The sequence below is a fragment of the Pseudoxanthomonas sp. genome (assembly GCF_036845285.1).
Taxonomy (GTDB): Bacteria; Pseudomonadota; Gammaproteobacteria; order Xanthomonadales; family Xanthomonadaceae; genus Pseudoxanthomonas_A.
The window spans coordinates 81101-102508 of the sequence record NZ_DAIUEE010000013.1 but is presented as its reverse complement, the minus strand read 5'-3'; the positions used below and the strand labels follow the sequence as shown (position 1 = coordinate 102508).

Genomic DNA, 21408 nt, shown 5'->3' with positions numbered 1-21408 from the left:
CCGCAGAGCCGGAGTACATCAGGCGTGCGGTCGCGACTGACGTCGCTCCTACAGAAGGGCAGGCTTACGTCAGGATCTCGTAGCGCCGCCAGATCCAGGACAGTTCGTACAGCAGCGCCGCCACGGCGAAGATGCCGTGGTAGCGCGGACTCCGCGTGATGGCGGCGGCCACGCTCGCCAGCACGAACGCCGCATTGCGGACCCAGTATTCCGGCCCGAGCTGCTGTACGTAGGCCGTTCCCTTGATCAGCGTGTCGCCGGCGTCGACCACGAACATCACCGCCAGCAGGCCGAAGAACCAGCGTCGCCGTCCGTAGTAGTAGTCGCGGTAGCCCACGCCATCGGCCAGCGACTCGGGAAACACCAGCGCGCACAACAAGTACAGCAGCAGCGCGTACAGCGTGACGAACAGGTAGAGATTGAAATTCCAGTGCGTCTGGTGCGACAGGCTGAACTGCCACCACCAGAAGTGCAGCACGTAGACGAACATGAAGCCGGCCCACACCAGGTGCACGCCGTGGACGCGGTGTGCCTGCGGGCGCTCGACGATGCGCGCGACATGGCGCAGCAGGTGGGTCAGGCCCAGGCCGACGATCATGCCCAGCAGGATGCGGACATGGATGTACAGGCTGGCATGGCTGGCGGGGTCGGCGTCGTGCATGGCGGGTTCCCTGGGCCGGTGTCGGCACGGTAGCCGAATCCGGGCGCGTTTCCCACGCATCGCAAGGCGCGGGCTGCTTGCCCGGCGGGCGCGCCGGGTGTCTGATAGCGCCTTTCCCGGAGAACCCGCATGACGACTGCCTACGACTTTTCCGCGCAGGACCTCGACGGTCGCGAACGTTCCCTGTCCGAGTACCAGGGCAAGGCGCTGCTGATCGTCAACGTCGCGTCCAAGTGCGGTTTCACGCCGCAGTACACCGGACTGGAGGCGCTGTGGCGCGAGTTCGGTCCGCAGGGCCTGGTCGTACTGGGGTTCCCGTGCGACCAGTTCGGCCACCAGGAACCGGGCGACGAAGCCGAGATCCGCACCTTCTGCTCGCTGAACTACGACGTGACGTTCCCGATGTTCGCCAAGATCGATGTCAATGGCAGCGATGCGCATCCGCTGTGGAAATGGTTGAAGCAGGAAAAGGGCGGGCTGCTCGGCATCAGCGCGATCAAGTGGAATTTCAGCAAGTTCCTCGTCGGTCGCGATGGCAAGGTCATCAAGCGCTACGCGCCGACCGACACGCCGGAATCGCTCGCTGGCGACATCCGCGCCGCACTGGGCTGAGCGCGGTGGCGTGAGCGACGAAGGTGGCCCTCTGTTCCATATCGCGTTCGGTACCGCCGACTACGGCCTGCGTGCCCGGGTGACGGGCACCAACGGCACGCTGGAGACCACGTTGGCCTACTGGCGCACCATTGCCGAAGAAGTACGCCGGCTGTCGCCGTCCGGTTTGCTGGTGGTCGACGACATGGACGGCCTGCCGCCGCCACCGGAACAGTTGCTCCAGTTCGTGCAGGCGATGCGGGGGCAGGGCATGGAGGCCGTGCGCATCGCCTATGTCGAGCGGCACGCCGAACAGATTCCGCAGGTGGAATTCGCTGGCCTGCTGGCCAACGAACACGGCTTCGATGCCCGTGTGTTCGCGGAGGAAGCCGCGGCCGTCCGCTGGCTGCGCTACGGCGAGCGCTGAGCGTCCAGACGCGCCGGCCCTGCCGCCGCGAGCATGCGGCGGGCGAGCGGCGACCATACCTTCCACGCATGGCCGCCTTTCACCACGACCACGTGGTCCTGCGGCAGCAGTCCGGCCAACGGCGGCATCGCGCCGGCCAGGCGGTCGTCGGCGCCATAGCCCAGCCACACCGTGCGCGTGCGCGCCGGGTCATCGCGCCAGCCCTGCAGGTGGCGCCACAGTTCGCGCTGGTAGTTGCCTGCGTTCACCTCGACGGGCACGGGGCCCGCATCCCATTGCGCCAGCCCGCGCGTGCGGATGTCGTCCAGCAGGTCGCGGTCGCCCAGATAGGGCGCCAGCAGTACCAGCCCGTCGGCATCGCCGGGATATGCGCGGTCGTACATCAGCGTGCCCATGCCGCCCATGGAGGCACCCATCAGCCACACCTCGCGATAGCCGCGTGCACGCGCCGGCACGATCACCTCATCGTGCAGCCGTTGCGGTGCGCGTCCCTGCATGTAGTAGCCGAAGCCGAGTCCGGTGAGCACGACGTCGGCGTCGGGCCATGCGGACTGGATGGCCGCCGCGATACCGCTTTCGCGCAGCGCCTGCACGTCGTCGCCTCGGCCCGGCAGCACCACCACCAGTCGCGCGGGCGCCTCGGCCGCCGGCACGAGCGCCTGCGGCACCGGCGCCTGCGGGTTGACCGCGGGCAGGCAGCCGGCCAGGGCGAGGGAGATCACAACCAGTGCCCCGGACCACCGCCAGCCTGCCGTCATCGCATCGTCTCCCTGCGTCAAGGCGGCGAGACTAGCATCGCCCCTGCGACGGGTGCGTGGATGCGCGCGTCAGGGGCTGCGCGGCGGTGCACGGCCCTGCAGCGCCTCTTCCGGCAACAGGGCAATCAGTTCCCTGGCGAAGGAGTCGAGTACCGCCTCGGAGTAACCACGGTGCGTACGCACGATGCGTCCGTCCTGTCCGATGATGAACATGTTGGGTAGCGCGGTGACGCCGTAGCGGTCGGTGACGACGCCACGGGCATCGTGGACGAAGGTGAGGTCGAGGTCCCGGTTGGCGCGCAGCACGCCGAGATAGTCGCTGCGCGGCTCTTTCATGTTGATGGCGATGACTTCCAGGTAGTCGCGGCCGACCAGTTTCTGCACCTGCCCGAGCATCGGCAGTTCGCGCCGGCAAGGTCCGCACCACGACGCCCAGAAGGTCACCACGACCACTTTTCCCTTCAGCGCCTCCAGGTCGACGGGGTCGCCATCGCGGTCCTTCAGGGCGATCGGTGGCGGCAGCTCACCGATGCCGGGCTGTTTGGCGGTGTCGGCCGCCCGCACGCAGGGCGACGCGGCCAGCAAGGCGGCCAGCAGCAAGAGGTTTCGGATCATGCCAGTCCTCCCCAGGACGTCGTGGCGCCAGCGTAGCACCCGGCATGCCGGTGGGGGCCGTGGGCTACTTCTCGACGAAGGCGCGTTCGAACACGTACTGGCCGGCCGTGCCGATGCGCGGTGCGGCGGTGAAGCCGCGGCCGTCGAGCAGCGCGCGGAAGTCGGCCAGCATCTGCGGGCTGCCGCAGATCATCGCGCGGTCGTGCTCCGCATCCAGTGGCGCAATGCCGAGGCTGTCCATCATCGCGCCGCTGGCCATCAGGTCGGTCAGGCGACCCTGGTGGATGAAGTCCTCGCGGGTCACGGCCGGGTAGTACAGCAGCTTCTCGCGAATGGTCTCGCCGAGGAACTCGTGCTGCGGCAGTTCCTTCTCGAAGTAGTCGCGGTAGGCCAGGTCGTCGGCATGGCGCACGCCGTGGGTCAGGATGATCTTGTCGAAACGCTCGTACGTGGCCGGATCCTTGATCACCGAGAGCCACGGCGCCAGACCCGTGCCGGTGCCGAGCAGGTAGAGGTTGCGGCCGGGGTGCAGGTCGCTGATCAGCAGGGTGCCGGTGGGCTTGCGTCCGATCAGCACGTGGTCCCCGGGCTTGATGTGCTGCAGGCGCGAGGTCAGCGGACCGTGCTGCACCTTGATGCTGAAGAACTCGAGTTGTTCTTCCCAGTTCGCGCTGGCGATGGAGTAGGCGCGCAGCAGCGGCTTGCCTTCGACCTCCAGGCCGATCATGACGAACTGGCCATTCTCGAAGCGGAAACCGTCGTCGCGGGTGGTGGTGAAGCTGAAGTAGGCGTCCGTCCAGTGACGGACGTCGAGCACCGTCTCGGTGCCGAACGCAGAGGACATGGGGGAGTGTGGGCGTTTGAATCGACGCGTCATTGTAGCCGACCGGCCTGGCGCGACCTTGATCGTGCTCAATCCGGTTCAACGGGATCAGGCACCAGGCCGCCACGCCGGTGGAAGCAGAGTTGCTCGACCACGCGACGCGTCGGGCGCGCCGCCAGCAACAGGTTCACCGGGGCATCGAACTGCGCATGGTCGAAGGCCCACCGCAGTGCGCGCTTGAAAGCGAACGCCGGGACCGCCGACGACGCCATGTGAGGCCCGGCGCGTCCCGACAAGGCGCGGACCAGGCTGCGTCCGATGGTCGCACCGTGCCGCAGTCCCGCATGGATGCCGCCCGCCGTCAGCGGCGACACCATGCCCGCCGCATCGCCGATCAGCACGACGTCTTCGCGCTGCATCGGCCGCACCGGGCCACCGCAGGGAATCAGCCCGGCGCGGATGCTGTCGGGTCGGCGCGTGGCGGACAGTCCCGTCATCGGCGCGACGTGGTGGAGGAAACCCGCCATGTCCGGCACCTGCGTGCCGCCGGGGTGGTGTCGCCGGGCCAGGCCGGCCTGCACACCGGTCGGCGTCTGCGCCATCCAGCCCAGGTAGCCCGGCGCGAAACGCTTGTTGATGAAGCAGTGCAGGGCATGGGGTTCGCGCAGTGCGACGCCGTCGAACTCGTACTCCACGCCGTAGAGGAACTGCGTCACCTGGCCGAGGCCCAGACGGTGCGCGACCCGCGATCGCGCGCCGTCGGCACCGACCAGAACGCGCGCATGGCCCACGCCGTCCACGTGCCAGCTCGTCAGCGTGCGCGTGGCGTTCCTGAAAGCCTGTCCACGGCGCAGTTCGACGCCGCAGGTCTCCACGTACTCGCCCATCCAGCGCATCAGCGCCGGCGTGTCGGTGGTATAGAAGCGGTAGCCGTCCGCGCCCAGCCTTACGCTGCGCAGGTTCGGCGCGTACAGGCGCACATGCGGAACCGCACGCAGGAGTGCGCGGGGCACGCCTGCCAGCAGTGGCGCGTCGCAGGCTTCCTGCACCAGGATGCCGGTGGTGTGCATGCGCTCGCCGAGATCCTGCTTGCGGTCGATCACGCAGACACGCAGGCCATGCGTGGCCAGTTCGCGGGCACAGGCCAGGCCGGCGAAACCGGCACCCACGACGATCGCGTCGTAACGTTGATCCTGCATCGTCGGGCCTTCGCTCCATCCGGGGATGGCGCGCAGCGTGCCGGCGGTGCGGGGAGCGGCGATGAAGTCGCCATGAAGTCAACGACGCGTGTCCCCTGAAAACGAAGAAGGCGCCGAGGGGCGCCTTCTTCCTGTCGCTTCAGCCGCCGCCGCCGCCGCGGGGACCGCGTTGGCCGCCACCGCCGGGCCTGCCACCGCCGCCACCCGGGCGACCGCCAGGACCGCGGCCGCCGGCAGGACGACCGCCCGGTCCTGGGCGCGGACCGGCCTGCTGCGGACGATTGCCGCCACCGCCGGGACGTCCCTGCGGACGCGGGCCACGCGGCTGCTGGCCATACGGACTGAAGCCAGGATTGGCGTGATCGGAGGGGAAGCTCGGCGCGCTGGCGGGATGCCCGTAGGGACGCGCCGCGCGCTGCGGCTTGCCTGCACCCTGTGCGCCACGCGGGCCGCGCTCGGCACCGAAGCCGCCGGGACCGCGCTCGTTGCCGAACCGGTCGCCACCGAAGCCACCTGGACCTGCGCCCGGACCACGCTTGCCGGCGCCGCCACCCGGCTTGCCACCGGCACCACCAGGACGCCCACCGGGCTTGCCGCCGTAAGGCTTCTTCGGGCCGCCGGGACCGGCGTTGCGATGGCCGGCCGGACCGGTGTCCACGCCGTCCGGCACGTACCAGCTGCGGAACGCGGCCGGATTGCCATCGGGCAGCGGCTTCGGGCCTTTCGGCGTACGTTGCTTGAACGGGCGCTGCGACTGTTTCGCCGCCTGCTCGCCGCTGACGGTCAGGCCACCATGCGGCTTCTTGCCACGACCACCACGACCGCGGTCTTCGCGTACATGGTCGAAGCGGCGGAGTTCGCGGCCTTCGTCGGCGCTGTTGTGGCCGTTGACGTAAGCGCTGCCGCTGCGGCCGCCGCCCACGTGCACGGTCGACTTGGATGCCTTGCGCTGGCCGATGACCGGCTGCAGCGTGAGTGCGGCGGGTGCGCCTTCTTCCAGGCCCAGTTGCTTGCGCAGCGCCAGCACCTGCGCGTCGGGCAGTTCCTGCGACTGGCCGCGCAGCAGCGGCTGCGGCAGGCTGACCTTGCCGTAGCGCACGCGCTTCAGGCGGCTGACCTGGCAGCCCTGCGATTCCCACAGGCGGCGCACTTCGCGATTGCGGCCTTCCTTGACCACCACGCTGAACCAGTCGTGCGAATCGGTGCCGCCGATGCGTTCGATCTCGTCGAACTTGGCCGGACCGTCCTCCAGCGCCACGCCGCGGCGCAGGCGATCGACGATGTTGTCCGGCACGCTTTCCTGGCCTTCCGGCGCACGCACGCGCACCACGTATTCGCGTTCGACCTCGTAGGACGGATGCATCATCGCGTTGGCGAGTTCGCCATCGGTCGTCAGCAGCAGCAGGCCGGTGGTGTTGATGTCCAGCCGGCCGATGGCGATCCAGCGCGCGCCCTTCAGGGCGGGCAGTGCTTCGAAGATCGTCGGGCGGCCTTCGGGATCGTCGCGGGTGGTGACTTCGCCTTCAGGCTTGTTGTAGATCAGGACGCGCGAGGGTTCGGTCAACGCGCTGGCGACGAAGGTCTTGCCGTCCAGCTCGATGCGGTCGCCGCCCTTGACCGACATGCCGGTCTGCGCGACCTCACCGTTCACCTTGACCAGGCCGTCGGCGATGCGCTGTTCCAGCGCACGGCGCGAACCCAGGCCGGCCTGCGCCAGCACCTTGTGCAGGCGTTCTTCCAGACGGTTGGTGTCGGGTGCGTCGGTGCCTTCGCCGCGCTTCAGCGACAGCTTGCCCAGGGCGGCTTTCTTCGGGGGGGTGTTGCTCATTGTTTCTGCTCCGACGGTGCCCGGTCTTCCTCATCGGAAGCAGCGGCGTCGTCATCTTGGGGTTGAGGTTCATCGCGATCGCCGGCGTCGTCGCCGGCCTCGTCTGATGCGGTGTCTTGGTCGGCATCGTCCGATGCCGGCGTGTCATGGTCTTCGTCCGTGCCGGCATCCGTGTCGCGGCCATCGTCTCCAGCACGCATGTCGTCGCCCTGCGTATCGTCGACGGCGTCGCCACTGGCGATGCTCACCGGCAGCGGCGCGCCATCCAGCGGCAGCTGCGGTTCCAGTTCGCCGATGTCCTTGAGTTCGGACAGCGGCGGCAGTTCGTCCAGCCGCTTCAGGCCGAAGTAGTCGAGGAAGCCCTTGGTGGTACCGAACAGCGCCGGCTTGCCGGGCACGTCGCGGTGGCCGACCACGCGGATCCATTCGCGCTCTTCCAGGGCCTGGATGATGTTGCTGCTGACCGCCACGCCGCGGACCTGTTCGATCTCGCCGCGGGTGATCGGCTGGCGGTAGGCGATCAGGGCCAGCGTTTCCAGCGTGGCGCGCGTGTACTTGGTCTTGCGCTCGGTCCACAGGCGCGCGACCCAGGCGTGGACGTCGGCCTTGACCTGGTAGCGGTAGCCGGAGGCCACTTCGACCAGTTCCACGCCACGGTCGGCGCAGGCGTCGGCAAGGTGCTGCAGGGCCTGTTCCACGCTGCCTTCCGGCGCCGGCTCGTCCTCGGGGAACAGGCCATGCAGTTGCGCCAGCGTCAGTGGCTGGGTGGCGGCCAGCAGGGCGGCTTCCACGATGCGGTTGATGAGCGGTTGATCCATGCGGTCCTGTCGTTCGGAAGTGCGGTGGGCCATGTGGGGGCCAGCCGCGGTCACGGGCTGTCGTTGGCGGCGTCGCTGTCGTCGAACTCGCTGGAGAACTGCAGCGGTTCGTTGGTGTTGTTCAGCGCCAGCGACTTGATGTAGATCGGGGCGAGGGGGGCTTCCTGCACGATGTCGAGCAACTGCTCCTTGGCCAGTTCCAGCATGGCCAGGAAGGTCACCAGCACGCCGAGCTTGCCTTCCTCGGGCGTGAACATGCTCTCGAAGCGGTGGAACCTGCCGTCCTCCAGCCGCGTCAGCACATCGCCCATGCGCTGGCGCACGCTCAGCGCCTCGCGCTTGATCGCGTGGCCGGTGAACAGCTCGGCGCGCTTGAGCACGTCGTGCAGCGCCAGCAGCATTTCCTTCAGCTCGACCGGCGGTGGCAACTTGACCGAAGCACGGTCCGGCACGTCGGCACTCACCGGCGTGGTGTCACGGTCCTGGCGGGGCAGGGCGTCCAGGTCCTCGGCCGCCTGCTTGAAGCGCTCGTATTCCTGCAGGCGCCGCACCAGCTCGGCGCGCGGGTCGCCTTCGTCGCCCTCCTCGCTGACCGGCCGCGGCAGCAGCATCCGCGACTTGATCTCGGCCAGGATGGCGGCCATCAGCAGGTACTCGGCGGCCAGCTCGAACCGCAGTTCCTGCATCACGTTGATGTAGTCCACGTACTGCCGGGTGATCTCGGCGACGGGGATGTCCAGGATGTCCAGGTTCTGGCGGCGGATCAGGTACAGCAGCAGGTCCAGCGGGCCTTCGAATGCGTCGAGGATGACTTCCAGCGCGTCCGGCGGGATATACAGGTCCTGCGGGATCTGCAGCACCGGCTGGCCATGCACCACCGCCAGCGGCATTTCCTGCTGCTGCGGGTGGGTGGTCGGGGTTTGTGGGTTCGCGTCGGACGCGAGTTCTGGGCTCATCAAGAAACAGCCATCGTGCGGATTACCCTGCGGGCCTGCGCGCGGCAGGACGGCGCGGCACCGGCAATGCACCAACCAAGATCATCATGCGTCGCAGGGCGAACGCTTCCCTTACAGCAACCAGCAAAGCACACCGCAGGAATGCGGCAGCGGACAGCGAGAGGTCGTCGGGCGCGGGCGGGTGGGGGCAGCGAATCGAACGTCCCGGTGGTCCCTTGACGGGTCAGGGAGTCCGGCGTGGCCGGTGGTTCCCCTGGACGGGCCGCTGCTTCCGGCCGTGCAATGGGGGACAGGGTAAGCCTTGGCCCAGACCGTGTCCAGCGCCCGCCGGTGTCCCGGCCCGTACAATTCAGACTTCGCCTTTGGAGTGAACACCATGTGGTATGCCATTGAAGGCCATGACGGCCCCGACGTCCTGTCCCGCCGTCTGGCGGCGCGTGCCGAGCATCTGGCACGCCTGACCGCGCTGCGCGACGACGGCCGGTTGTTGCTGGCCGGCCCCTGTCCGGCGATCGACGCGGAGGATCCCGGTCCTGCCGGCTTCAGCGGCAGCATCGTGATCGCCGAATTCGATTCGCTGGAAGACGCCCGGGCCTGGGCCGATGCCGATCCCTACGTGACGGCCGGGGTGTATGCCCGCGTGGACGTGCGTCCGTTCCGCAAGGTGCTGCCGTGAGCCGCATCGAACGCATCCGTGCTGCGCTCCAGGGTGCACTGCAGCCCGAAGCACTGGAGGTGCTGGACGACAGCCACAAGCACGCGGGGCACGAAGGTGCCCGTGATGGGCGCGGCCATTTCACCGTCCGGATCACCAGCCAGGCCTTCGCCGGCAAGGCACCGCTGGCCCGGCACCGGGCCGTGTACGCCGCCCTGGGCGACATGATGCAGACGGACATCCACGCCCTCGCCATCGACGCCCGCACGCCCGGCGAAGCCCGCTGAGGTTCGTCCGCCATTTGGCGCCGCCGCATGCATGGCAGCATGAAAACGTTTACATTCGGCCCCCTTCGATATGCCGGGAGGGCGCCATGAAGCAGAAATCCCTTGTCTCGCCGCGACCACTGCTGTTCGGTTTGGTGGCCGTCCTGCTGGCGGCGCCTGCGACGGCCAAGCCACCGGTCTACGCCACGCCGGCCGAAAAGGCCTTCGTGGACGCGCTGCTGGCGAAGATGACCGTCGAGGAAAAGCTGGGCCAGCTGAACCAGCCTGCCGGGGTGGGCAACAACACCGGCCCGGCGGCGATGACCGGCAACGAGGACCAGATCCGCCGCGGCGAGATCGGTTCCTACCTGGGCACCCAGGGCGCCGTGCTGACCTGCCGCCTGCAACGGATCGCCGTGGAGCAGTCGCGGCTCGGCATCCCCCTGCTGTTCGGTTACGACGTCATCCACGGCCACCGCACCGTGTTCCCGGTGCCGCTGGGCGAGTCCGCCAGTTTCGATCCGGTCGAAGTGCAGCATGCCGCCCGCGTCGCGGCGATCGAAGCGGCGGCCCACGGTATCCACTGGACCTACGCGCCGATGGTCGACATCGCGCGCGATCCGCGCTGGGGCCGGGTGGTGGAAGGCGCGGGCGAGGATCCCTACCTGGGGTCGGTGCTGGCGGCGGCGCGCGTGCGCGGTTTCCAGGGCGACGACCTGCGCAAGCCGGACGCCGTGCTGGCCACGGCCAAGCATTTCGTCGCGTACGGCGCCGCCGAAGGCGGCCGCGACTACGACGTGGCCGACATCTCCGAACGCACCCTGCACGAGGTCTACCTGCCGCCGTTCAAGGCGGCGGTGGATGCCGGTGCGCAATCGATCATGGCGGCCTTCAACGAGGTCGCTGGCGTCCCCATGCATGCGCACCGGCCGCTGATCGAGGACCTGCTGCGCAAGGCCTGGGGCTGGGACGGCCTGCTGGTCAGCGACTACACCGGCGTGATGGAGCTGATGCCGCATGGCGTCGCCGCCGACCGCAAGCAGGCGGGCGCGCTGGGCCTGCGTGCCGGCGTCGACGTCGACATGGTCAGCCAGATCTACGTGAAGGACCTGCCGGCCGAAGTGAAGGCGGGTCGGGTGCCGATGGCACAGGTGGATGCGTCGGTGCGCCGTGTGCTCAACGCGAAGTACCGGCTGGGCCTGTTCGACGATCCCTACCGTTCCTGCACCGACGATGGCGCGCACGAGCGCGCGATGACGCTGACACCGGAACACCGCGCCGACGCACGCCGGATGGCGCAGAAATCGCTGGTGCTGCTGGAGAACGACAACGACGTGCTGCCGCTGTCGAAGTCGGTGCGCACGCTGGCGGTGATCGGCCCGCTCGCCGACCATCGCCGCGCGATGCTCGGCAACTGGGCGGTGGCCGGACGCGAAGAGGATGCGGTCACCCCGCTCGAAGGCCTGAAGGCGGCGCTCGGGGATGGCACCCGCCTGGTGCTGGCGAAAGGCGCCGACATCGACAGCCAGGACACCTCCGGCTTCGCACAGGCCGTTGCGGCGGCGAAGCAGGCCGATGCGGTGGTGATGTTCCTCGGCGAGCATCCCGACATGAGCGCCGAAGCGAACAACCGTACCTCGCTCGACCTGCCGGGCGTGCAGGAACAACTCGCGCTGGCGGTGGCCGCGACCGGCAAGCCGGTGGTGGCCGTGCTGTTGAATGGACGCCCGCTGTCCATCGGTGGCCTGAAGGGCAAGGTGTCGGCGATCCTCGAGGCCTGGTTCCCGGGCGTGGAGGGCGGGCATGCGATCACCGACGTGCTGTTCGGCGACGTCAACCCGTCGGCCAAGCTGCCGGTGACGTTCCCGCACAACGTCGGCCAGGTGCCGATCTACTACGCGCACAAGAACACCGGTCGTCCGCCGAGCGAGCAGGAGAAGTACACCAGCAAGTACCTCGACGTACCGTGGACGCCGCTGTACGCCTTCGGCCACGGACTCAGCTACACGACGTTCCGTTACGACGCGCCTGTGGTGGCGAAGAAGACGCTGGCGCCGTCCGCCCTGCAACAGCAGGTGAGCGTGAGGGTCACCAACACCGGCAAGCGGGCGGGCGAGGAGGTGGTGCAGCTGTACGTGCGCGATGACGTCGCCAGCGTCACCCGTCCGGTGAAACAGCTGCGCGGCTTCCAGCGTGTGTCGCTGGCGCCCGGGGAGTCGAAGACGGTCACGTTCGACCTCGGGTTCGAAGACCTGGCGATGTACGACGACCGCATGCAGCAGGTGGTGGAGCCGGGTACGTTCACGGCGTTCGTGGGCGGCAGTTCCGACCGCACGCGCGAGGTCGCCTTCGAGGTCGCCGCCAAGTAAATGCACGCGTTGCAGCCGCATGGATTTGCTGCAATGCAAAATACTTGCGGATACCTGCCAGTGTCCGTAAGTGCATGAATTCGTGAGGGTTTGAGCGTCGAATAACGCGGGCTTTACACGTTTCCGTGAAAACGGTTACAGTCCGCGCCACTCAAGGCTGTCATCACCGCGGAGGGGCGGGGAATGGCGCGAACCTCGGTCACCATCAAGGATGTCGCACGTGAGGCGCGGGTTTCCGTCGCCACCGTGTCGCGTGCCTTGAACGGCCACGAGAACGTCGCCGAATCCGTCCGCCAGCAGGTCCTCGCCACGGCCGACCGCCTGCGCTACCAGCCGCATGCCGCCGCGCGCAGCCTCAGCAGCCGGCGCACCCAGACCATCGGCGTGGTGTTGCCCGACCTGTACGGCGAGTTCTTTTCCGAACTGATCCGCGGTGTCGACCAGGTCGCCCGTGCACGCCGCCAGCACCTGCTGGTCTCCAGCTACCACGGCCATCCGGAAGAGCAGGGCGAAGCCCTGCGCGCGATGCGGGGTCGTGTCGACGGATTGCTGGTGCTGTCGCCTTACACCGACCGTCCCGGCTTCCTGGTCGACAACCTGCCGTCGTCGCTGCCCGTCGTGCTGATCAACACCGATGTGCAGGATGCGTCGTACCCGGCGCTGACCATCGACAACTACGGCGCTGCCGTGGCGATGGTGGAGCATCTGGCACAGGCCGGGCATCGCCGCGTCGCCTTCATCGGCGGTCCCGAGGGCAACTTCGATGCCCGCGAACGCCTGCGCGGTTACCGCGATGCGATGGCGCGCTTCGTGCCCGGCACGCAGGTCCAGGAGTTCGCCGGCGACTTCAGCGAGTCGTCCGGATACGAGGCGGGCAAGCGCATCACGCAGTCGGCGGAGAAGCCGCACGCCGTGTTCGCCGCCAACGACATGATGGCGCTGGGCTGCCTGTACGCCTTCAACGAAGCCGGCGTGCGTGTCCCTCAGGACATCGCGCTGGCCGGCTTCGACGACATCCCGCTGGCGCGTTTCGTTCACCCGACCTTGACCACGATGCGGGTCAGTATTGCCGAACTGGGGGAACAGGCGATGAGCCGGCTGCTGGAAACGATCGAGTCCGACGGCGCGCGCGTGGCGCCGTCTTCGATGCTGGTGCCGGAGTTGGTGGTCAGGGCATCGAGCGTGGGGGAAGGCCGGCACGCAAAGGAATGAGCATGACCGGGGGCGGTTTTTTTTTACTGCACCTGTAACCGATTACAAGCGGCGAAAACGCCGAAACATGATGTTCAATCTTTTGGAGGGAGAGAGCCAGATGAAGCACCGCAACCGCACTACGACACAACCCCAACGCAAACTGCTGACCTGTGCGCTGGCCAGCGTACTGCTCATCGCCGGCGGGCAGGCGCTGGCGCAGTCGTCCAACGCCACCTTGCGCGGCAAGGCCGAAGCAGGCGCGCAGGTCACGGCCACCAACACCGCGACCGGCTCCAAGCGCGTCGTCACCGCGAACTCGGACGGCAACTATGCGCTGGTCGGCTTGCCGCCGGGCACCTATTCCGTATCGGCCGGTGGTACGGAACGCACCGTCACGTTGCAGGTCGCCACGTCGGTCAATCTCGATCTGGCGGGCGCCCCGGCTGCTCCGGCGGGCGACGCGACTACCCTCGACACGGTGCGCGTGACTGCGCCGCCGCTGCAGGAGGTCAAGACCTCCGAAGTCGGCACCAACGTGTCGTTGAAGCAGATCAACACAGTCCCGCAGCTGACCCGCAACTTCCTCGAGTTCGCGGACACCGTGCCGGGCATGCAGTTCACGACGGATGGCTCCGGCCATAGCGATATCCGCGGTGGCGCCCAGACCACCAGCGCCGTCAACGTCTACATCGACGGCGTCGGCCAGAAGAGCTATCTGTTCGGCGGTGTGTCCGGCCAGCAGCAGAGCGCAGGCAACCCGTTCCCGCAGCTCGCCATCGGCGAGTACAAGGTCATCACGTCGAACTACAAGGCCGAATTCGATCAGGTCGGTTCGGCGGCGATCGTCGCATCGACGAAGTCGGGCACCAACGAGTTCCACGGCGAGGTGTTCGGCCGTACGACCAACAGCAGTTTCCGGCAGCCGACGGCAGCTGAACTTGAACCCGGAAAGAGTAAGCAGAAGACCCACCAGGACGAATACGGTTTCGCATTGGGTGGCCCGATCATCCAGGACAAGATGCACTTCTTCTTCAGCTATGAAGGAAAGGGCTTCGAGATCAGTGCCGATCCTGTCGTGCCGGGCATGAACGTTGGCATTGGCGCCTTCCTGCCGCAGGACGTGCAGGCCAAGCTGGGTCCGGTCACGCGTCCGTTCAAGGAAGACCTGTACTTCGGCAAGTTGAGTTGGGACATCGGCGACAACGATCGCCTGGAGTTCTCGGCCAAGGTCCGCGAAGAGGACAGCCGTGACAGCGTGGGTAATACCACCACCGCCGACGCAGCCAAAGTCAACAACAACTCGGAAAAGCGCTACGACTTGAGCTGGGAGCATTACGGCGAGTCGTATTTGAATGAAATGCGCATCACGTACGAAGATGCGTTCTTCAATCCCACCGCCTATACGATCGGTAACCAGTCGGTTTACACCCGTGGTCTTGTCCAGAACGATGTCGTGCTGTTCGATGATGCCACCAGCGGCTTGGCGATCCAGCTGAAAGGCCAGAAGGGTCCTGCGTTCCAGAACGACATCACCTTCACCTCCCTGGGTGACCATGTCATCAAGGCCGGCATCAAGTACAAGCAGGTCGACCTGACGCAAAGCGAAAACTCGATCTCCAATCCCTCGTTCTACTATGCGGTGAACGACGGATCGATCCCCGGTCTGCCGGTCGGTACGGCGACCGTCCCCTACATGGTGAAGTTCAACCTGCCGTTTGCGGGTGCGACGCCTTCGGTCACCACGGCGAGCAAGCAGCTGGGTCTCTATATCCAGGATGACTGGAACGTCACGGACAGGCTGCAGCTGAACATCGGCCTGCGCTGGGATTACGAAGAGATCCCCTCCTACGTCGACAACGTCACGCCGGCCGAAGTCAGGGCGGCGCTGACAGGGCCGGGTACGAATCCTGCCATCAGCGCGACCTATGCCGAGCAGCTCCTCAAGGGCGGCATCGACATCAATGACTATCTGAGCAATGGCAACAGCCGCAAGGCGGACAAGGACAACTTCGCACCGCGCCTGGGCTTCTCCTTCGATCTGGGCGGCGACGAGCGGCACGTGATCTTCGGTGGTATCGGCCGCAGCTACGATCGCAACCTTTACGACTACATGGGTCTGGAACAGGTCAAGTCCGCGCTATCGGGTTATGAAGTGCGCTTCTCCGATGTCACCGGTTGCACTCCGACGCCGAACAGCTGCGCCCCGTTCAATCCGGCATACCTGACCGATCCGGCGGCGTTGGCTTCTCTGGCAACGTCGCGCGTTCGCAACGGCGAGATCGACCTGCTGAACAACGATCTGGAGACGCCGTATTCAGACCAGATCTCGCTGGGTATGCGCAACAGCGTCGGTGAATGGAACACGTCAGCCACGCTCGCCTACATCCACAGCAAGGAGGGTTTCGTCTTCACCCTCGGCAACCGTTACCCGAATGGCGACTGGTACCAGAACGGTTCGCAGCCCTGGGGCCATACGCCGCCAGGCTTCGGCGCGCTGATCCTGGGCGACAACGGTATCGAGACCAAGACCACGCAGTTGCTGCTGTCGCTGGACAAGCCGTATACCAAGGAAAGCGGCTGGGGCTTCACGGCTGCCTATACGTGGTCGCATGCCAAGGGCAATCGGGGTGGCGACGAGCACTATGCGTTCGACGCACCGACCATCGAGCAGTACCCCTTCATCGACCTGAAGGCCGTACCCGAGCATCGCTTGGTCATGACGGGCATCTACGATCTTCCTTGGAACATCACGGCTTCCGCGAAGCTGACCTTGTCCACCCCGCCGCCGTTGAACGAAGTCGTGGGCTGGTACAACTATGGCGCACCGGACACGACACTTCCGAGGCCGGTGGCACTGGATGCGCCGCAGACCTTTGGTGTCAAGCAGCTCGACCTGTCGCTGTCCAAGGACATGTTCGTGACGGAGAACGTGACCGTACAGGTGCGTGCTGATTTGATGAACGCCCTCAACAACGACAATTTGAGTGGTTACATCATCAACTGGGGCGGCGGCGGCGTTTACAACCCGCAGGTGTCGCAGCAGCCTTACGGGTCGCAATTCACCCAGCCGCGCGCACTGTTCCTGAGTGCCCGCGTCATCTGGTAACGATCCAACGGTCGTGCAACAACCACAAGACCCGCTTCGGCGGGTCTTGTCTTGCGGGTGTTCCCAGATCCAACGGATGGATGTCCGGCGCGTCGCCGACCCGGCATTCACGTGAGAGAGGTGGAGTTCGATGAGCGAAGACGCAATCAGGACCATCGTCATCGTGGGCGGCGGAACCGCAGGCTGGATGACGGCCGCGGTACTGTCCAAAGTGCTTGGCAGTGCCTACACGATCCGACTGGTCGAATCTGAAGCCATCGGCACCGTCGGCGTGGGCGAGGGCACTATCCCGCACATCCGGTTGTTCAACAGCCTGCTTCAGATCGACGAGACCGACTTCGTCCGCAAGACCCAGGGCACGTTCAAGCTGGGCGTGCAGTTCAACAACTGGGGCAGGGTCGGCGATACCTACATGCATGGTTTCGGCAATGGCATCGGGCAGAACCTCGGTCTGCTTCCATTCCACCAGTGCTGGATCAAGGCTTCGCGCGCCGGCAAGGCCGACGACATCGGCAGTTATGTACTGAGTTCGCTCGCGGCCCCGCGCGGCAAGTTCATGGTCTCGGCCAATGACGTGCCGCAGACGTCGCCGTTGGCGAATATCGCCTACGCCTACCACTTCGACGCCGGCCTGTATGCGCGCTACCTGCGTGCGTACTCCGAACAGCGCGGCGTCCAGCGCACCGAAGGCATCGTTGCGCGCGTGGCGTTGGATCCCGAGTCCGGCCACGTCGAAGCGATCGATCTGGACAACGGCGAGACGATCCGTGGCGACCTGTTCATCGACTGCTCCGGCTTTCGCGGCCTGCTCATCGAAGAGGCCCTGAAGACGGGCTACGTGGCATTCAATCATTGGCTGCCCTGCGACCGTGCCTTGGCGGTGCCCTGCGAAAACGTGGGGCCACCGACGCCGTACACACGCGCTACGGCACGCGAAGCTGGCTGGCAATGGCGCATCCCGCTCCAGCACCGCACCGGCAACGGCTACGTCTATTCCAGCGCCCATATCAGCGACGACGAGGCGGCCGCCACGTTGCTGAAACACCTGGATGGCCGCGCGCTGGACGATCCGCGCCCGCTGCGTTTCGTTACCGGTCGCCGCAAGCAGTTCTGGAACAAGAACGTCGTGGCGATCGGCCTGTCCAGTGGTTTCGTCGAGCCGCTGGAGGCGACCAGCATCTATTCGATCCAGTCGGGCATCATGCGCCTGCTCAGTCTGTTCCCGCGCGATGGCTTCAGCCAGGCGCTGATCGACCGCTACAACACGCAGATGGTGTTCGATTTCGAACGCATCCGCGATTTCCTGATCCTGCACTACCACGCCACCCAGCGCGACGACACCGCGTTCTGGCGGCAATGCCGCGACATGTCGATCCCTCGGGAACTGCAGGACGTCATCACGCTGTTCCGCGACAGCGGCCGTTTCTACCGTAATGGCGAGGAGATGTTCGCCGAGATGAGCTGGGTGCAGGTGATGCTGGGGCAGGGCATCGTTCCTCGCAGCTACCACCCGTTCGTGGATCAGCTGTCGGATGAAGAACTGGAGGGATTCGTTTCGGGCGTCGGCAGGATCGTCAGTAATTGCGTGGATGCCATGCCGGCGCATCAGGCCTTCATCGACCGGCACTGCCGCGCGGCTGCGCCGTGATGTCCCCATCGCGTTGCGATGCAGCAAAAACCTGGATGATTTCCTTTGGCACTTCAGTGGCTTGGATGCTGTTCCGCTGGCCGGGCAAATGCTTTTGCCCCTCGCTCTGAAAACGGTTACATTGCCGGATGTGAAGAGTCGGCCGTGGAGGGCGGACGTGACACAGAGCTGTCCTGATGGTTTCGCGTTCATTCGAAGGATGGACGCAGTAGCGGCACTGCGCGTGCATCCAGTGCCGGAGCGCGATGGTAGTGGCACGGTCGGCGCGGGGAGCATCGACATGCTGCACTACACCCGGATGTAGCCGGTTTTTTTTGAATCGCGATGTAATCGATTACACGCGTTATCGGTACTGCGGACGCGGTACCTCATTCTTGGAGGGGAGACCAATGAAGCATCACGCACGGACCATGTTCCATCCCAATCGCAAGCTGTTGTCCTGCGCCCTGGCGAGTTGTCTGGCAATGGCCGCGCCCCAGGTGCTGGCGCAATCGACATCTGCCACGTTGCGCGGCGCAGCGATCGCCGACGCGACCGTCACCGTTACCAATGTCGATACCGGTCTTACCCGCACGGCAAAAGCGTCCAACGGCAGTTACAACATCGGCGGCCTGCCGCCAGGCACGTACCGGATCGAGGTCAACGCCGGCGGCCAGACCAGCAGCCGCGCGGTGACCTTGGCCGTGGGCCAGACCGCCACGCTGAACCTGCAGGAGGCGCCGCCGGTGTCCGCACCGGCAGGCGACGCCACCACGCTGGATACCGTGCGCGTCACCGCGCCGATGCTGGTGGAAACCAAGACGTCGGAAGTGGCGACGTACGTGTCGAACAAGCAGATTGAACTGCTGCCGCAGAATTCGCGCAACTTCCTGGCGTTCGCCGACCTGGTACCGGGCATGGAGTTCACCGTCGCGTCCGGCAACGGCGAATCGCAGTTGCGCAGCGGCGCCCAGGGCGCCAACAACATCAACGTCTACATTGATGGTGTCGGCCAGAAGAATTACGTGACGCCCGGTGGCCTGACCGGACAGGATGACAGTCGCGGAAATCCGTTCCCGCAACTTGCGATCGGTGAGTACAAAGTCATCACTTCGAACTACAAGGCCGAGTACGACCAGATCAGTAGCGCGGCGGTGACGGCGGTGACCAAGTCGGGCACCAATGAGTTCAGCGGCAGCTTTTTCTGGGATCGCACATCCGATGCGTGGCGCAGGCCGACGCCACAGGAGGAAGTTGCGGGTAGAAAGGCCGAGGAATCCACCCAGCAATACGGTCTTGCATTCGGTGGGCCGATCATCAAGGACAAACTGCATTTCTTCGTGACGTACGAAGCCAAGGATTACATCGTGCCACGGATGCTTGCACCGCCGTCGGCCGTGGTGAGTTCGCAACAATTGCCTTCCTGGATCACCAGCTACTACGGCCCTACCAGCCAGCCTTTCAAGCAAGAAGTGTATTTCGGCAAGTTGAGCTGGTTGGCCAATGAGTCGAACTTGTTCGAGCTTTCGGCCAAGTATCGTGATGAAGTGGGCTTGCTGGATGTCGGTGGCACGCGGACTGAATCCGCCGCCACTGCGCTAGTCAACGACGAAACACGCATCGACCTGCGCCATCAGTTCACTTCCATGAATTGGTTGAACGATGCGCACCTCACCTACGAAGAGTCCGCCTACAACCCGTCCGCGGTGGTGTCGGGGCCTGCTATTTTCTACACGGTCGTCGAACCCAACCAGACCGACCCGACCAGAAATACGCGCGTGTTGTGGATCGGCGCCGGCACCAACAACCAGGACAAGGGGCAGAAGGGTTGGAGCGTACAGGACGACCTGACCTGGTTCGGCTGGGAAGGCCATACCCTGAAGATGGGCATAAAGTACAAGCAGGTTGACCTGAGTTCGTTCTCGAACCCTCCGACGCAATATACCTACGACATCAACGATCCTTCAGGTCTTCCATACCAATTGACCTACAACGCGGTGCGTCCGGGCCGCTCGCCTAACGTCTTGTCCGAGAATAAGCAGTTCGGCGTCTACATCCAGGACGACTGGGAGGTCAACGAGAAGCTAATGCTTAACCTGGGTGTCCGCTGGGATTACGAGCGAAATCCGAGCTTCGAGAACTACGTACTGAATCCCACCATCGCCACGACCGTACGCGCCTATGCGGCGAGCATCACGAATCTCGACTACAACATCGAAGACTTCATCAGCAACGGCAACAACCGCTCTGCGTTCAAGGGCGCCATCCAGCCGCGTCTGGGTTTCTCGTACGACCTATTCGGTGATCAGCGGCATGTGATCTTCGGCGGAGTCGGCCGGGCCTACGATCGCAACATCTTCGATCACATGGCGCGCGAGTTCACGGCGGGGTCGAGGGCCAACGCCACGCTCAATTTCGCAACGGCGCTTCATCCTTGCAATGCGAGTCGGGCCTGTGTGCCTTGGAATCCGGCACTGCTGACGGAAGACGGCATTGCCGCCTACTTGGCGGCCAATCCAATCAATGCCAATGGTGAAGTGCTTCTGATTGACAACGAAATCAAAACGCCGTACTCGGACCAGTTCAGCTTGGGCATGCGCAATACCTTCGCATTATGGGAACAAGACTGGAACTCGTCCGTCGCCGTGTCGCACATCCGTAGCTACGATGGCATCTATTTTCCTACTGGCCGCCGGCGTCCGGATGGCAGTTTCCATCAATTTGAGGCGCAAGGTCAGACATACGGCGGTGGTCCTGGAAACCCCGCTGGACAGAGTAATCTGCTACTTGGTGTGAATGGTTTCGAGTACCGCACCACCTCGCTGCTGGTTTCGCTGGACAAGCCCTATACCGAGGCATCGAAGTGGGGCGTCAATCTCGCTTATACGTACAGCGAGGGCGAAGAGAACCGGCCTGGTTCGACGACATCGGATGCGACATTCGTATTCGACTATCCGTGGGTCAGTAACGAGTTCTACGAATCGACGGGCGTGGCCAAGCATCGCCTGGTCTTGTCAGGCATTTATTCGCCGGGCTGGGATCTTATCTTCAGTGGCAAGTTGATCCTGTCCACACCGAAGCCGCTATCGTCCATCAATCGCCTTAATTCGCCCGCCCCCAACACGTGCGCACCGGTGACGGGAGTAGCGACTTGCAACGACCTGCGCGCGTACCACGATCCGGTCACCCCAGACGGCACCTTGGGCTTCAAGCAGTTGGATCTGGCCCTGGAAAAGCGCTGGGACACCGGTACCGATCTTACTTTCAAGGTGCGCGCTGACCTGTTGAATGCCTTCAACTGGCGCAATTGGACATCGTTCAACACCAATTGGGGGCCTGCCGGTGGGCCTATGAATCCCACGGTGGGGCAACGCAACGGCAACAGCATCGAGTTGCCTACCCGGACGTTCAAGTTGTCCTTCGGCCTCGACTGGTAAGTCGCCCCCGCCCTCGGGCGGCGCCCATCGGCGTCGCCTGACCGGCGGGTTTGTTTGACGCTCTTTTGGAATCGGTTA

General features: G+C 65.3%; 17 protein-coding genes. 9 read left to right on the top strand and 8 right to left on the bottom strand.

Translation table 11 applies throughout. From position 1 onward, the window contains the following. Positions 1-64 precede the first annotated feature (64 nt). A complete protein-coding gene (locus tag V7060_RS15170; RefSeq protein ID WP_334180087.1) occupies positions 65-661 on the bottom strand; it encodes a hypothetical protein in 597 nt (198 codons plus the stop codon). A 129-nt stretch (positions 662-790) separates the two neighbouring features. Here V7060_RS15170 and V7060_RS15165 point away from each other — a divergent pair, with 129 nt between their 5' ends. Together V7060_RS15165 and V7060_RS15160 are read left to right on the top strand one after the other, a co-directional pair. After that, on the top strand, positions 791-1273 hold the full coding sequence (locus tag V7060_RS15165; RefSeq protein WP_334180086.1) for a glutathione peroxidase: 483 nt from the start codon (positions 791-793) through the stop codon (positions 1271-1273). Positions 1274-1283: 10 nt separating this feature from the next. Then, complete coding sequence (locus V7060_RS15160; RefSeq protein ID WP_334180085.1) at positions 1284-1679, top strand: hypothetical protein; 396 nt, start codon at positions 1284-1286, stop codon at positions 1677-1679. Here V7060_RS15160 and V7060_RS15155 read toward each other — a convergent pair. The 7 genes from V7060_RS15155 to V7060_RS15125 all read right to left on the bottom strand — a co-directional run bounded on the left by V7060_RS15155 (position 1664) and on the right by V7060_RS15125 (position 8676). Next, positions 1664-2401 (bottom strand): alpha/beta hydrolase, encoded by a 738-nt coding sequence (locus V7060_RS15155; RefSeq protein WP_334180084.1) that lies wholly within the window; start codon positions 2399-2401, stop codon positions 1664-1666. The two genes, V7060_RS15160 and V7060_RS15155, sit on opposite strands and share 16 nt — an antisense overlap. Before the next feature lie 105 nt (positions 2402-2506). Continuing rightward, positions 2507-3052 carry a TlpA disulfide reductase family protein gene (locus V7060_RS15150; protein WP_334180083.1) on the bottom strand — a complete coding sequence of 182 codons (546 nt, stop codon included), beginning with the start codon at positions 3050-3052 and terminating at the stop codon, positions 2507-2509. 64 nt (positions 3053-3116) lie between these two features. Next, on the bottom strand, positions 3117-3896 hold the full coding sequence (locus tag V7060_RS15145) for a ferredoxin--NADP reductase (protein WP_334180082.1): 780 nt from the start codon (positions 3894-3896) through the stop codon (positions 3117-3119). A gap of 68 nt (positions 3897-3964) precedes the next feature. Further along, positions 3965-5074 (bottom strand): NAD(P)/FAD-dependent oxidoreductase, encoded by a 1110-nt coding sequence (locus tag V7060_RS15140; protein WP_334180081.1) that lies wholly within the window; start codon positions 5072-5074, stop codon positions 3965-3967. Positions 5075-5213: 139 nt separating this feature from the next. Further along, positions 5214-6902, bottom strand: coding sequence for a pseudouridine synthase (locus tag V7060_RS15135; protein ID WP_334180080.1), 1689 nt, complete (start codon positions 6900-6902; stop codon positions 5214-5216). Next, positions 6899-7720, bottom strand: coding sequence for an SMC-Scp complex subunit ScpB (gene scpB / locus V7060_RS15130; RefSeq protein ID WP_334180079.1), 822 nt, complete (start codon positions 7718-7720; stop codon positions 6899-6901). The genes V7060_RS15135 and scpB overlap by 4 nt, the downstream gene beginning before the upstream one ends. Positions 7721-7770: 50 nt before the next feature. Then, on the bottom strand, positions 7771-8676 hold the full coding sequence (locus V7060_RS15125) for a ScpA family protein (RefSeq protein ID WP_334180078.1): 906 nt from the start codon (positions 8674-8676) through the stop codon (positions 7771-7773). A gap of 376 nt (positions 8677-9052) precedes the next feature. On the opposite strand from V7060_RS15125, the gene V7060_RS15120 reads away from it, so the two are divergent. The 7 genes from V7060_RS15120 to V7060_RS15090 all read left to right on the top strand — a co-directional run bounded on the left by V7060_RS15120 (position 9053) and on the right by V7060_RS15090 (position 21330). Next, on the top strand, positions 9053-9352 hold the full coding sequence (locus tag V7060_RS15120; RefSeq protein ID WP_334180077.1) for a YciI family protein: 300 nt from the start codon (positions 9053-9055) through the stop codon (positions 9350-9352). Next, entirely contained in the window at positions 9349-9618 is a 270-nt protein-coding gene (locus V7060_RS15115; protein ID WP_334180076.1) for a BolA family protein, read from the top strand. Before V7060_RS15120 ends, V7060_RS15115 begins: the two co-directional genes overlap by 4 nt. A gap of 86 nt (positions 9619-9704) precedes the next feature. Then, positions 9705-11966: a glycoside hydrolase family 3 N-terminal domain-containing protein gene (locus tag V7060_RS15110; RefSeq protein WP_334180075.1), complete on the top strand. Its 2262-nt coding sequence runs from the start codon at positions 9705-9707 to the stop codon at positions 11964-11966. Between the two features lie 183 nt (positions 11967-12149). Continuing rightward, positions 12150-13178 carry a LacI family DNA-binding transcriptional regulator gene (locus V7060_RS15105; RefSeq protein ID WP_334180074.1) on the top strand — a complete coding sequence of 343 codons (1029 nt, stop codon included), beginning with the start codon at positions 12150-12152 and terminating at the stop codon, positions 13176-13178. Positions 13179-13278: 100 nt separating this feature from the next. Next, positions 13279-16266 (top strand): TonB-dependent receptor, encoded by a 2988-nt coding sequence (locus V7060_RS15100; protein WP_334180073.1) that lies wholly within the window; start codon positions 13279-13281, stop codon positions 16264-16266. A 130-nt stretch (positions 16267-16396) separates the two neighbouring features. Beyond that, a complete protein-coding gene (locus tag V7060_RS15095; protein ID WP_334180072.1) occupies positions 16397-17914 on the top strand; it encodes a tryptophan halogenase family protein in 1518 nt (505 codons plus the stop codon). A 389-nt stretch (positions 17915-18303) separates the two neighbouring features. Then, entirely contained in the window at positions 18304-21330 is a 3027-nt protein-coding gene (locus tag V7060_RS15090) for a TonB-dependent receptor (protein WP_334180071.1), read from the top strand. Positions 21331-21408: the final 78 nt, after the last annotated feature.